Origin of the sequence: uncultured Kordia sp., assembly GCF_947496985.1 — a bacterium.
GTDB lineage: Bacteria > Bacteroidota > Bacteroidia > Flavobacteriales > Flavobacteriaceae > Kordia.
The window spans coordinates 587,225-601,367 of sequence record NZ_CANMEZ010000002.1; the positions used below are offsets into that span (position 1 = coordinate 587,225).

A 14,143-nucleotide genomic window follows, 5' to 3' on the forward strand; every position below is an offset into this window, starting at 1 on the left:
ACGTTTTTAATTACTAGTTTCTGCTTCAGATATTTTTAAAGGAAACATTTCCTTTATAACCTCCATTTTTTCTTTCAAATCAGACTTTAGTTGTTCACTAGTCTGAGGATTTGAAGCAATAGAGTCCATAGCTGTATAGTTCATTTTATACAAGTTTTGCGCTTCTCTATTACGCAAGAAATTGTATGCTCCAACAAGCTCATTTTGTACTGAAATGAATGTTCCATATTCAGTTTCTCTATCATTTCTAACAGAGATAATTGCTTTATTAGGGTGATCTGATGAATCTTCTTTTCTATCACCTTTGCAATAATTACATGGCTCTCCCTTTTCATTAGTTCCTCCACCATTGTCTAAGAAAGCAATTGCTGCTTCACGCAAATCGCCTAAAGCCATTACTTCTTCTTCAACTAGCAGGTCATTATTTTTGTTTACTAAAACAGTAAATAAATTCTTCTGCTTAATAATTGGTGGTGTTACTCCTGGAGGTGGCATTGGTGGTAACTTTCTGTTAATACCTGAGTCCACTTCAAAAGTTGTAGTTACTAAGAAAAAGATAAGCAGTAAGAATGCAATATCTGCCATAGAACCTGCATTAACTTCTGGTATATTTCTTCTTCCCATAATTATTTATTAAGTGATTTTTTAATTCCAAATCCAACCATTGCTAAAATTGCAATTGCTGCTAAAAAGTAAAACATGTAAATACCCATTCCTACTAATTTAGAAGTACCTGGCTCTATTGAAATATCTCCTACTTGCACTGGAGACTCACCAGCTGACACATAAGAAAGTATTGCAATGATTGCGAATACTGCTAAAGAAATCGCAGATTTCTTTAATGCTTGTGGATTTGTAGCTAAATTTTTGAGTCCGAAAAACAGTGCTATTGCTGCGGTAACTATTACAAGTACTTCACCAGCAACGATCATAGCGTTTCCTGTATCACCACCAAGAATCATGGCATATAATATAACACCAATTAGTGCTATAACTGCGATAAGGATTGTTAATATTAATTTTAATGATTTCATATTATATAGTATTGTATAAAGTTGACAGTATTATTTCTTGTAACGAACCAATAAATCTATTAAAGAAATAGATGAATCTTCCATATCGTTTACAATACTATCAATCTTAGCAATAATATAGTTGTAGAAAATTTGAAGGATAATACCCACGATAAGACCAAATACAGTCGTTAATAAGGCTACCTGAATAGAACTCGCAATTAACGATGCATCTAATGATCCTACAGCCGCAATTTTATCAAAGGCTTGAATCATACCAATTACCGTTCCCATGAATCCTAACATCGGTGCAATTGCGATGAATAATGAAATCCAAGATACGTTTCTTTCTAATTGTCCCATTTGAACACCTCCGTAAGCTACTACAGCTTTCTCAGCATTATCAACTCCTTCGTCCATACGGTCTAAACCTTGATAGAAGATAGAAGCAACAGGTCCTTTAGTGTTTCTAGCAACTTCTTTCGCTGCTTCTACACCGCCGTCTGCTAATGCATTTTCAACATTGGCTAATAATTTCTTATTATTTGTTGAAGCCATATTTAAATAAATGATTCTTTCGATACATATTGCTAATCCTAAGATAAGACATAACAATACAATTCCCATGAATCCTGGACCACCTTTAATAAAGTAATCTTTTAATATTTGGTGAAAACCTTGTTCTGCATTTTGTGCATTCGCAACACCTACATTTAAAATCGTTAACATGGCTACAGCCATAATAGAAAATCCTTTTTTCATTTCTCTTGAACTTAAATTTTGTTAGTTAATCGGGTTAAAGATATAAAAAATTTATAATTATTTACGATAAATTTATGCAGAGAGGAAGGGATTCGAACCCTCGATACGGTTATGCCGCATACACACTTTCCAGGCGTGCGCCTTCGACCACTCGGCCACCTCTCTCTATCGTCGAGCAAATAACAAAAAATATTTTAGTTTTTGAAATATATCTTGCTATTTTTAGGACATTTCGCCTCTTATGGGTGTTTCATACATTGTTTTGAACACCGAATGGTTTATTTTCCTTCCCAAAAGATACATTAATTTTGTGACCGCAGCCTCCGTTGTAATGTCTTTACCGCTTATGATACTTAGTCTTTTCAATGCAACGCTAGTTTCATATTGTCCCATAATGACTTTTCCTCCAGAACACTGTGTTACATTCACAACAATTATGCCTTTTTCTTTGATTTTTGCTAAAAACTCTAAAAACCACGTCTCTGTTGGCGCATTTCCTGCTCCGTAGGTCTCTAAAATGATCGCTTTTAGGCTATTTGACGATAAAAAACCTTCTAAACTTGCCAATGTTATGCCCGGAAACAACTTAATTAAAGCAATATTTTCATCAAGTTTTTTCTGAACTATTAAGTTTTTTTTCTTTGTTCTTGGCAATAAATTTTCCTTAAAAACTTTTAAATGCACACCTGATTCTGCCAAAGGTGGATAGTTTAATGAAGCAAATGCCTCAAAATGTTCCGCATTTATTTTAGTAGTTCTGTTTGCTCTGTATAGTTTATATTCAAAATAAAGTCCAACTTCCGTAATTTGTGAACGCCCGTTTTTGTCTTTAAGCGAAGCTATTTGAATTGAAGTAATTAAGTTTTCTTTAGCATCAGTTCGCAAATCACCAATTGGCAATTGAGATCCTGTAAATATTACTGGTTTTGCTAAGTTTTCCAACATAAAACTCAAAGCTGAAGCTGTATAACTCATAGTATCACTCCCATGCAACACTACAAAACCATCAAAATCGGCATAGTTTTCCTCTATTATTTCTGCTATTTGAATCCAATACCCTGTATTCATATCTGAGGAATCAATTGGATCATCAAAGGCTACCGTTTCTATATCACAGTCAAGATGTGACAATTCGGGAATACGCTCTAATAATTTATCAAAATCAAAAGCTCGTAAGGCTCCTGTTTCAAAATCTTTAATCATTCCAATAGTTCCACCTGTATATATGAGTAATATTTTTGGTTGTTCCATTCTGTTGGTTATTGGTTTAAGAAAACTCTTTTTCTATTTAAAATTTAGCATTTATCACTGCTATTGATTCGTTTTTCATGTATTTATTTATATACAGTTCCTAACTTTTAACTTCTTTAATTTAGATTCCAAAAACTGCTTTTGAGTTCTCCGTAGTAATTGTTGCTATTTCTGTTTCGGATAGTTCATAAATAGAAGCTATTTTTTCCAACACATTCATTACATAACTACTTTCGTTTCGTTTTCCTCTGAATGGTGTTGGTGCTAAGTAAGGTGAATCTGTTTCTAACACTATATGTTCTAATGGTATTTCTTGTAAAAACTTATCAATTTTACCATTCTTAAAAGTTACCACACCACCAATTCCTAGTTTCATATTGTAACTAATAGCTTTTTTTGCATGTTCTTTTGTTCCTGTAAAGCAATGAAATATCCCGAATAAATCATCTCCTTTTTCTTTTTCTAATACTTCAAAAACCTCATTAAATGCATCACGACAGTGTATTACAATTGGAAGTTTGTATTTTTTTGCTAATTGAATTTGGTATTGAAATGCCTCTTGTTGCTGTGCCAAGAATGTTTTATCCCAATATAAATCGATTCCTATTTCACCAACTGCATAAAATTTTCGTTCAGCAAGTAATTCTGAAACATGCGCCAATTCTTCTTTGTAGTTTTCTTTTACGTGTGTTGGATGCAATCCCGACATCAAAAACACTTCATTTGGATAGTCTTTTTCCAACTGAAACATGCGTTTTGTATAAGTTGAGTCAATTGCTGGCACAAAGAATCGCTTTACACCTTTATCAATAGCGCGTTGCATCATTTCATTTCTGTCTTCATCAAACGCTTCACTATATAAGTGTGTATGTGTATCTGTAATTATCATGGCGTAAAAATAGTATTTCAATAGGATTTTTTACTGCTTCTTTTTAAAAAGTATGACAATATAACATGAATCTTATAGAGGCATGTATTTTGATTTGTATTTTTACACAAAATTGATATTAGCATTTCATATATGAGAAAGAGTTTACGAAAGTTTTTACGAGATAAAGGATACCAACGTATTAAATTGAACAGAATTAATACAAATCATTATGAAGTGAAAGCTAAAATTAATGGCATTGAAGGAAGTTTCATTTTAGATACAGGAGCATCCACTTCCTGTGTAGGTTTTGAAGCTATTGAAACATTTAATTTAATTGCGAAGGCATCAAAGATTAAAGCTGCTGGTGCTGGCGCAGTGAATATGGAGACACAAATTTCTAAGAAGAATGAAGTATCTATAGGAAAATGGTCTAAACAGCGTGTTGCATTGGTTCTTTTTAATTTAGATCATGTGAATACTGCTTTAACGCAACATGAAGCACAACCTGTTCACGGAATTATTGGTGCCGATATTTTAAGAAAAGGAAAAGCCGTTATTGATTACGACAAGAATTGCCTGTATTTGAAATAGTTACCTTACTAAACACAAGTAAAAAGCACTTCATTTTATTACCTATTTTAGAAAAACAGGTGATTTTACGCATAGGTAGGAATTTATTTTTTTGGAATTTTACACCATTGCAAACCTAAAACCTGTTTTGATATGAATTCCCTAGCTCTAAACAACAGACGAACAACTATTTTATTTATTATTCAAGCTATTTTGCTAGTCGCAGGCTTCTGTATTAACGTGTATGCACTATTGTAGTTGGTTGATATTTTATTTTATCAAGTGTTACTTTTTGCTGTTGCTTGTATAGTTTTACAACTTTTACCGTACTTTCTTCATTAGCTTTACCATAGTTTTTATACACCGTATATTTTAAATACGTAGGATTGAATGCCTTTTCATTTTGTAATGTTTTCACATTAATGATCCATTCTCCAGCAGTATTGACGTCATCAATTATAAATTCTTTCATTTGATATCCGTTTTTCACCTCATTAAGCATTAACTCTTTGTTTGCAGCTACAGAATGTTCCCAGTTATAGAATTTATTTTTAGGATTTACGAATTGCATTTCAAATTCAGTATCCGTTTCATTCCACTCAACAACAATACGTACATCATATTTAAATGTTCCTGTTAACATATTTGTTGGTATGTCTTCATAATTGAGCTTTGCTCTATGCTTACGAAGCAATTGTTGAATTTCAGTAACAAGTGGCTTATCCAAACCTGAAAAATCTATGTTTTCGAAAGAATTCGTTAACATTTTCACATATAAATCTAACGATTCTTGATAGTTTTCCGTTTTCTTGTATATCATTGCCAAATCACGATACGATTGTGCAGCATTCGGTAAAAGCGTAGCTATTTTTTGATAGATATGCTTTGCCTTTTCAAACTGATTTACTTCTTCTAATTTGTATGCTAATGTTCTTAATGCTTTTGGATTGTTTCCTGCAATTTCTTCAATAGTGGTTACAATTTCAACTGATTTTTCAGCATTCCATTTTTTAAAATAATCCGAAACATCTACATAATAAGGTACATTTTTATTTTTCGCTTGGCGCGATTGTACTTCATATATTTTTAACGCTTCTTCATATGTTGTTGCCATTTCTAACTCCACTATATAATTCGTTGTTGTTTCTGAAATCATAGGAATTAATTCTTCATAATCATTTCCTGTTGCCAATGCTGAATTGACAATATTTCCGTTAGCATCTCTTTCTATAAATCTATTTTTTGATGTAATTAATACCGCTGGTCTTCCTCCATATAATACAGTTCTTGATAAGGAACGTACAATTACAATATTATCAACTGTGTTTACATTGATATCATTTACATCACCATAAAATGGATTTCCATCATAAAAAACAAGTGCTTCTTTTCCTCTTATTTTCAACACCGTCTCTCCTGTTTGTGTTGGCTTTATCCCTTTTGCAGCACTAAAACTTTGAACCGTACCAAATCGTGGACCTGAATTTCCTTGCCTTGAAAAAACTTGCAATCCAGCAATCCGTCCACTTAATACATCCGTAATGTACAGACGATGAAAACCTATATCTTCTGATTTTAGCACAGAACCTAATCCGAAAGAAGCAAGATCTACTTTTCCAAACCCTGTATCAACGTAGCGTTTTTCTTTTTTCTCTTTTTTACCTTCAAGCAATACTGCATCTAACAATTCGCCATTAGAAGTTAATGTAATATTGATCGGTTTTTCGTCTTTTACAACAACTACTTTCGGGTTCATTCCTATGAAATTAACTTCTAAAACATCTCCTATTTCAGCAGGTATTGTAAACTTCCCATCTACATTCGTCTGTACTTCTGTAAATGTATTTTTTACGCGTACAACAGCATTTTGAACCGTTTGTTTTTCTTCATTATAAACGATTCCTTTTATTGTGTTTTGATATAGGTTCTTTTTTTGAGAAGATAGATATATTTTGTTTGTCTTGGAAAGGTATTTGTCCAACTTTGACACATCTACCGTAAGGGAATTATAATTTACAGCTTGAAACTGAAAGCTATCATTTGAAGTTACATAATCATCATCAAATGTAATGGTAAATTGTCCGAGTTCATTGGTAACAGCTTTGATGTCTTTACCAACACATTCAATATTTACATGCGGAATTGGTTGGTTGGTTTTTTCATCTAACACAAAAGCATCAAGTGTGATTGTATATTGCGCAAAAACTGAGGTGCTTAGAAGTAGTGAAATAATAAAAACAATTGCTCTCATAATTGGTTGATTTAGTATTTGATATGCATCAAAAATAGTGCCGAATTCCTCTTAAAAGACTGCATTAATATTACTACAATTTACAAAAAATCTTTATTCTTTTTCAGAATCTCGATAAGTATAAGATCACAATACTTAGATAATCTAGTTCAACTTATAAGTTAGATATACGTTTTATTCTAAAGAAATTTTAAAAAATTTATTGTCACATTTTTAAAATACTGAAAATCGGGTTTTCATTTTCTTTGCTCGCACAAAGAAAAGAAACAAAAGAAAGTGCGCTTTTCCAGAGGTATTTTTAATTTTTCTTTAAGGGAAAAGTTATAACCGTAGTGATTTTTCTAATTTTTTTTCCAAGGCTTCAAAAAATTTTTAATGAAAAATCTCTACTATACTGCGGAAAAGAAAAAATTACTCTTGATATTAATATCAAACTCATGGAATTTTAAGTTCATCTTTCAGGCTTCTAAAAATTGAGTTTCACTAAAAAAGCCGTTACATGTAAATGCAACGGCTTTTTGAATTTGTATTGTTTTGACTATCGTCTTTCTATAATTCTAATGCTCTTTTTACATTGTTATCCATTAACAGTTCTGTTGGATTTTCTAGCGCTTCTTTAACAGCCACTAAGAAACCTACAGATTCTTTACCATCAATGATTCTGTGATCATATGATAACGCAACATACATAATAGGAAGAATTACAACTTCTCCATTAACAGCCATTGGTCTTTCTACAATATTGTGCATTCCTAAGATTCCAGATTGCGGTGGATTGATAATTGGTGTTGACAACATACTTCCGAAAACTCCACCATTTGATATTGTGAATGTTCCGCCTGTCATTTCATCAACTGTAATTTGCCCATCACGCGCTCTGATTGCTAATCTTTTCACTTCAGACTCTACTCCTCTGAATGATAAGTTTTCTGCATTTCTAATTACAGGAACCATTAATCCTTTTGGTCCAGAAACAGCAATACTGATATCACAGAAGTCATAACTGATCATTTCTTTTCCATCAATCATTGAGTTTACTGCTGGATATAATTTTAACGCTCTTACAATAGCTAAGGTAAAGAAAGACATAAATCCTAAACTTACACCATGCTTTGCTTTAAACGTTTCTTTGTACTCTTTACGCAATTCGAAAATTGGCTTCATATTAACTTCGTTAAACGTAGTTAACATCGCTGTTTCATTTTTGGCAGACACTAAACGCTCTGCAACTTTTCTGCGCAACATTGATAATTTTTTACGCTCGCTTCCACGTGTTCCTCCAGCTGGAGTTCCCATGCTCGGTTGCGCTTTTACGGCGTCATCTTTTGTGACACGTCCATCTTTTCCAGTTCCTGCTACTTGATTAGCGTCCATTCCTTTTTCAGCTAATATTTTTTTAGCTGCTGGAGATGCACTTCCTGAAGCATATGTTTTTGCAGGTTCGATAGCTTTTGGCGCTGCTTCTTTAGCAGGCTCAGCTTTTGGTGCTTCCGCTTTCTTTTCTTCTTTTGGAGCGTCTCCACTTGGAGCTGCAGCGCTTGTATCAATTAAACAAACTACTTGTCCAACTTCTACCTCATCGCCTTCTTCTGCTTTTAAGGTGATTGTTCCACTAGCTTCTGCTGGCAATTCTAAGGTTGCCTTATCAGAATCAACCTCAGCAATTGCTTGGTCTTTTTCTACGTAATCGCCATCCTGTACTAACCATTCTGCAATTTCTACTGTAGTGATGGATTCTCCTGGCGAAGGAACTTTCATTTCTAAAATCATCGTGTTCTATATTTTAGTTTTTATTTTACTTTTTTGTGCGTTCACTTCGACAAGCTCAGTGACCGCGATACGCATTTTGATTTTATCAAACTTCTCAAAACTTATACATTAAACCTTTCGGCAAGCTTAAGATAAATTGAAGTTGAAATATAATCTTTAACGCATGTTATTTTTAGTTTTGTCAAATACGTATGCAATTACTTCTTCATGACGACGCTTTGAGCGCACTGCACTTCCGGCAGCTGGCGCACCATAGAATCTTCTTGAAGCTATTCTGAAATTTTTCGCTTCATCTAAATGCATTAATAAATGACTATACGCTCCCATGTTTCTTGGTTCTTCTTGTGCCCAAACTACATCGTTTGCTTTTGTATATTTTGCTAATACTTCTCTAATTTTTGTTTTTGGTAACGGGAATAATTGCTCTAATCGAACTAAAGCAACATCTTCTCTTTCTAACTCTTCACGCTCTTTTAGTAAATCATAATAAAATTTACCAGTACAGAACACCAACGTTTTTACTTTGTCTGCTTTTGCTTCTGCATCATCAATTAACGTTTGAAAGCTTCCATTTGCAAAGTCATCCACTGTTGAAACCGCAGCTGGCAAACGCAATAAACTTTTTGGCGTGAATACAATTAACGGTTTTCTAAAGTTTGCTTTCATCTGACGACGTAGCAAGTGATAGAAGTTCGCTGGCGTTGTACAATCTGCAATGTACATATTGTCTTTTGCACACATTTGCAAGTAACGCTCCATGCGTGCTGATGAATGTTCTGCACCTTGTCCTTCATACCCATGTGGCAATAACATTACTAATCCGTTTTGCGTTTTCCACTTGTCTTCTGCCGAAGATATATATTGGTCAATCATAATTTGCGCTCCATTACTGAAATCTCCAAATTGCGCTTCCCAGATTGTCAATGTATTTGGACTTGCCATTGCATATCCGTAATCAAATCCTACAACACCATATTCTGATAAGAACGAGTTATAGATATAAAATTTACCTTGATCTTCTGATACATTGTCTAGTAGTTTTATTTCTTCTTCCGAAGCTTCTACTTTTACTACTGCATGACGATGTGAAAACGTTCCTCTTTCTACATCTTGTCCAGAGATACGCACATCAAAACCTTCTTGTAATAAAGATCCGTACGCTAGCATTTCTCCCATTCCCCAATCAATTTTGTTTTTTTCAAAGAACATTTTATTTCGATCTCCAATTAAACGCACAATTTTATTAAGGAACTTTTTATCTTCAGGTAATTTAGAAACAGCTTTTGCTATTCCTTCTAATTTTTCTTTTGGATACGTTGTATCTACATCTTTAGCCATTTCAGTTTCATCAACTCTCACCAATCCGTCCCATGTATCTTGCATGAAAGGTGTAATGACTGTTTTTTCTTCTTTACGAGAATCTTCTAGTTTCTCTTCAAGTGAATCTTTGTATGCTTTTTCTAAACCTTTCACATAAGAATTATCAATAATCCCTTGTTCAATTAATTTAGCAGCATAGATATCTCTTGCGTTGTCATGATTCTTAATTGCTTTGTATAATTTCGGTTGTGTAAATCGTGGTTCATCACCTTCATTATGTCCATAACGACGATATCCTAGCAAGTCAATAAATACATCTCGTTTGAATGTCATTCTATACTCTAGTGCAAATAACGCTGCATGTACAACGGCTTCAGCTGCATCAGCATTTACGTGTAATACTGGCGAAAGTGTTACTTTTCCAACATCTGTACAATACGTTGATGAACGTGCGTCCAAGTAATTGGTTGTAAAACCAACTTGATTGTTTACTACAATATGGATTGTTCCACCAGTTTTATAACCGTCTAATTGTGACATTTGCACAACCTCATAAGCCAATCCTTGTCCTGCTATTGCTGCATCACCATGAATAACGATTGGTAATACTTTTGAAAAATCATCTGCATGATGACGATCTTGTTTTGCTCTCGAAATTCCTTCAACTACAGCACCAACTGTTTCCAAGTGAGACGGATTTGGTGCAATATTCATGCTTATTTTCTTTCCAGAATCGGTTTCTCTGTCAGATGTTAATCCTAAGTGATATTTTACATCTCCATCAAAAATAGCTTCTGCATAGTCTTTTCCGTCAAATTCACTAAAGATATTCTTTGCTGATTTACCAAAAATATTTGTCAGTACATTTAAACGACCTCTATGTGCCATTCCTAAGATGAATTCTTTTACTCCATTTTCTGCTGCTTTTTCAACAATAGCATCTAATGCAGGAATTAACGATTCTCCTCCTTCTAGCGAGAAACGCTTTTGACCTACATATTTTTTATGAAGAAAATCTTCAAATGAAACTGCTTCGTTTAATTTTTTAAGAATATGCTTTTTCTCGTCTGCAGAAAATCTAGGGTGATTGTCATTGATATTCAGTTTTTGCTGAATCCACTCAATTTGCTCTGGTTTTCTTATATACATATATTCCACACCAATTGATTCGCAATAAATACGAACTAAGTGTGAAACTATATTATGTAATGTTGTTTTTCCAAGTCCTAATATTTCACCAGCTTCAAACGACTTATTTAAGTCTGCTTCTGATAAGCCAAAGTTTTCTATCGCTAGTGTAGGCTCGTATTTTCTTCGTTCCCTTACTGGGTTTGTTCTTGTGAATAAATGCCCACGTGTACGATATGCATCAATAAGTTTTACTACTTGAAACTCTTTCTTTACATTTTCTGGAACAACTACTTGAGGCACTGTTGTTGAAGTTTCTTGTTCTTCTCCATAACTTTCAGTTCCAAAGTCATATCCTTGAAAGAAAGCACGCCAACTAGGTTCAATGCTATCAGGGTTTTGTAAATATTGATCGTATAATTCAGCAAAGTATGCTGTATGCGCTGCATTTAAAAAGGAAAATCTATCCATGTTTTTTTCTTCCTGTCTTGTTTTGACAAAATTTTATCAAAAATACAACTTTTGTAAAAAACACATCATATCTTTTACATATATTTATATGATAATTATTTAAGCTTTTTACAGAAATGAAAGATTCCTATTTTTTCCAGCCTAAAAATATAGTTTTAGCAATTTTTATGTGTGTAATTTCTTTTTCTTGTTTTGGACAATCAAATGCGTCATCTCAAGGAAGCGATTTTTGGCAGAATGTTCGTTTTGGTGGTGGACTTGGCTTGAGTTTTGGAAATAATATTTTCAGTGCTACTGTTGCTCCCAGTGCTATTTATGATTTTAATAATCAGTTTGCAGCCGGAATTTCATTGAATTACACTTATTTTAAGGATGATGATTTTTTTAAATCAACAATTATTGGTGGAAGTTTTATAGGATTGTTTAATCCCATACAGGAAATTCAACTTTCTACAGAGTTTGAATATATGAATGTGAATCGTGATTTTGATGATCCTATTTTTAGAGATGATAATTATTGGCAACCAGCCGTATTTTTTGGTGTTGGGTATACAACTAATAATATTACTGTAGGTGTTCGTTATAATGTATTACACGATGATGACAAGAGCATTTATGCAGATGCACTTGTTCCGTTTTTCAGAGTTTATTTTTAAACCATACTTTCTGCCATTCGCGTTGTAACATTAAAAAGGCTACTTGTGCTGAAAGTTCTACCACATCCGAACCGTCTAGTGCTTTTATTTTAGCTTCAGACACGTCCATTATATATAATAGATTTAAATATTCAGTAAATTTTTCTTGAATTAACTGATATACTATTGCATGCAATTCTTTTTTGAGTGCCTCCGGCGAAACATTATACGAAAACGTTTCTTCAATATTAGCTAAAGTGAAATCTTTATTGAGTTGCATAATTAGTTTTTCATACAATTCTTCTTTTGTTGCATCTACGAGTAATGCTTCAATATGTTCGTATTTTTTTAGCATATAACGAAGGTACTTAATTCTTACATATTTGAAATGTCAAAAATTTAAAAATAGTTTTTGTTTAGCATACTATAATTTAAAGTACGGATTAGCGTAATTTTGTACTTATCGATTCAAATAAGAATCTTTATGAGAAAGTTTACAGTTCACATCTTATCAAATTGGAAAGTGTATATTCGTTTTCTTGCTACGTTTTTATTTGTACTATTTCTTTTTTCAAAACTTTGGGGCGTCTATGATTTAATAGCGTTCAGTATCATGTTTTCCATGCTGGTTTTTGATCTATTGAAAAGAAACTATCTTACAAATCAGCTTGAAGCACTTTCGTATTATATATTTTGGATAATCGTTTTTTTGAGTATTATTATAGATATCCATTTACGCTATAATTATTTTAAGACTTTTCAATACCATGAGTTTCCTTTTTTTCACTTCCCAATTAAAGAGGTTTTTATCATAAAACTAATTATTGTGATTGCTTCTTTTACTAAACACAAGAGCATCATGGTTCCCAACACCATTTTAAGTAAAATATGGTTAGTCATTATATTTTTGCATTTCACTGTACTCTTATTGAACTCTACTTATGGTTTCGAAATTTTATTTTTAAACGTAGCTATTCTATCTGCAATTGAAACTTTACTAATTATTTTTACCGAAAAGAAGTTATTGCTTTACAAATCGAGCATTTTAGATTTTCTTTGGAAGAAAAAATAACCTTTTAGGTTTATAACAACTTCACTTCTTTTTATACAGCACTTAAATTGATATTTTTTTACCACGTTTAACCTCCTCTGAAAGTTACTCATTATTCAAGCAGTCTTAATTCAAAAAGACATATTAATCCTACGTCCATCCCGTACATTTTCCTCTAATAAAAGATCTAATTTTACATAACTTCTTACTATTGAGAAGAATAAGTTAATCTACTAAAAAATAAATTATTATGAAATTATCTAAATTTTACTTTGCTACATTGATATGTAGTTTTCTTTTTATTACGACCATAAGTGCTCAAATGACTGTTGGATCAATGGTTGTAGCCCAAGGAGTTACAGCTCCATCTGATTGGATAGACTATAATGGAGGCGTTGGCGGAATATACGTAGATGTAAACACCTCTGCATGTGGATTTACACAAACACCACATTATTTAGTCACATTGGAATCAACAACAAATTCTGGATATCACTGGTACATCAATGGAGTTCCTTCTATATATTCAGCTACACCAACTGGTTTTAGAGTATATTTAAGATGGGCAGATCATCCAAGCGACAACCCTACTATAGGTGGTTTGAACTTTCCTAACCCACTAAGAGCTTCAACTGCACAAAACAGAAGCTGGGTAATTCGCTGGACAGCTATAACCACTGGCGACTGTGCTAGTTGCAATGGAAATCCACTTCCTATATCTCCAGACAGAGAAAATGATTCTCCTTTTGGTAAAGATGAAAGAAGCTCAAACTATAAGAAAGAAAAAGTTGTAGCGGATGAAGTAAGTATATTTCCGAATCCTACCAATACAAAAATAACTATCAATTCATCAAAAAATATACAAAGAAGCGAGGTCTATTCTTTAAAAGGACAATTATTAAAATCGTCTACAAAAAGTGTTATAGACATTAAAAGTTTTACCCCAGGAGAATATATCGTGAAAATTTATTTTGACAACAATGAATCAACATCAAAAAAGATTATAAAAAAATAGTCTTCTAATCCAGAAATTATTTCAAGAAAACATAC

Annotated in this window: 11 protein-coding genes, 1 tRNA gene and 1 pseudogene; 3 read left to right on the forward strand and 10 right to left on the reverse strand. The window is 32.9% G+C overall.

Annotated features, from left to right (window positions below; genetic code table 11):
- Positions 1–6: 6 nt before the first annotated feature.
- From Q0828_RS07530 to Q0828_RS07555, 6 genes are all read right to left on the reverse strand, one after another.
- Positions 7–624: a biopolymer transporter ExbD gene (locus Q0828_RS07530; RefSeq protein WP_298419211.1), complete on the reverse strand. Its 618-nt coding sequence runs from the start codon at positions 622–624 to the stop codon at positions 7–9.
- A 2-nt stretch (positions 625–626) separates the two neighbouring features.
- Positions 627–1,034 carry a hypothetical protein gene (locus Q0828_RS07535; protein WP_298419212.1) on the reverse strand — a complete coding sequence of 136 codons (408 nt, stop codon included), beginning with the start codon at positions 1,032–1,034 and terminating at the stop codon, positions 627–629.
- A gap of 30 nt (positions 1,035–1,064) precedes the next feature.
- Entirely contained in the window at positions 1,065–1,775 is a 711-nt protein-coding gene (locus Q0828_RS07540) for a MotA/TolQ/ExbB proton channel family protein (RefSeq protein ID WP_046756434.1), read from the reverse strand.
- Between the two features lie 77 nt (positions 1,776–1,852).
- Positions 1,853–1,940, reverse strand: a tRNA-Ser gene (locus Q0828_RS07545).
- Positions 1,941–1,997: 57 nt separating this feature from the next.
- Positions 1,998–3,026, reverse strand: a complete 1,029-nt coding sequence (locus Q0828_RS07550; protein WP_298419213.1) for an asparaginase — start codon at positions 3,024–3,026, stop codon at positions 1,998–2,000.
- A gap of 121 nt (positions 3,027–3,147) precedes the next feature.
- Positions 3,148–3,915 (reverse strand): TatD family hydrolase, encoded by a 768-nt coding sequence (locus tag Q0828_RS07555; RefSeq protein ID WP_298419214.1) that lies wholly within the window; start codon positions 3,913–3,915, stop codon positions 3,148–3,150.
- A 132-nt stretch (positions 3,916–4,047) separates the two neighbouring features.
- On the opposite strand from Q0828_RS07555, the gene Q0828_RS07560 reads away from it, so the two are divergent.
- Positions 4,048–4,488: a retropepsin-like aspartic protease gene (locus Q0828_RS07560; RefSeq protein WP_298419215.1), complete on the forward strand. Its 441-nt coding sequence runs from the start codon at positions 4,048–4,050 to the stop codon at positions 4,486–4,488.
- Between the two features lie 214 nt (positions 4,489–4,702).
- Here the strand turns inward: Q0828_RS07560 and Q0828_RS07565 are convergent, their stop codons facing one another.
- The 3 genes and pseudogenes from Q0828_RS07565 to Q0828_RS07575 form a co-directional block, all read right to left on the reverse strand.
- A complete protein-coding gene (locus Q0828_RS07565; RefSeq protein WP_298419217.1) occupies positions 4,703–6,718 on the reverse strand; it encodes a carboxypeptidase-like regulatory domain-containing protein in 2,016 nt (671 codons plus the stop codon).
- A gap of 549 nt (positions 6,719–7,267) precedes the next feature.
- The gene (gene odhB, locus Q0828_RS07570; RefSeq protein WP_298419219.1) at positions 7,268–8,488 is read right to left on the reverse strand and encodes a 2-oxoglutarate dehydrogenase complex dihydrolipoyllysine-residue succinyltransferase; all 1,221 of its coding nucleotides are present in this window, start codon (positions 8,486–8,488) and stop codon (positions 7,268–7,270) included.
- A gap of 156 nt (positions 8,489–8,644) precedes the next feature.
- Positions 8,645–11,410 (reverse strand): annotated as a pseudogene (locus Q0828_RS07575) (2-oxoglutarate dehydrogenase E1 component); the annotation flags it as partial.
- 113 nt (positions 11,411–11,523) lie between these two features.
- Here Q0828_RS07575 and Q0828_RS07580 point away from each other — a divergent pair.
- Positions 11,524–12,063 (forward strand): alpha-ketoglutarate decarboxylase, encoded by a 540-nt coding sequence (locus tag Q0828_RS07580; protein WP_298419220.1) that lies wholly within the window; start codon positions 11,524–11,526, stop codon positions 12,061–12,063.
- Here Q0828_RS07580 and Q0828_RS07585 read toward each other — a convergent pair.
- A complete protein-coding gene (locus tag Q0828_RS07585; protein ID WP_298419221.1) occupies positions 12,047–12,397 on the reverse strand; it encodes a hypothetical protein in 351 nt (116 codons plus the stop codon). The genes Q0828_RS07580 and Q0828_RS07585 overlap by 17 nt on opposite strands.
- A gap of 946 nt (positions 12,398–13,343) precedes the next feature.
- On the opposite strand from Q0828_RS07585, the gene Q0828_RS07590 reads away from it, so the two are divergent.
- Positions 13,344–14,108 (forward strand): T9SS type A sorting domain-containing protein, encoded by a 765-nt coding sequence (locus tag Q0828_RS07590; protein WP_298419223.1) that lies wholly within the window; start codon positions 13,344–13,346, stop codon positions 14,106–14,108.
- The last annotated feature ends 35 nt before the right edge of the window (positions 14,109–14,143 follow it).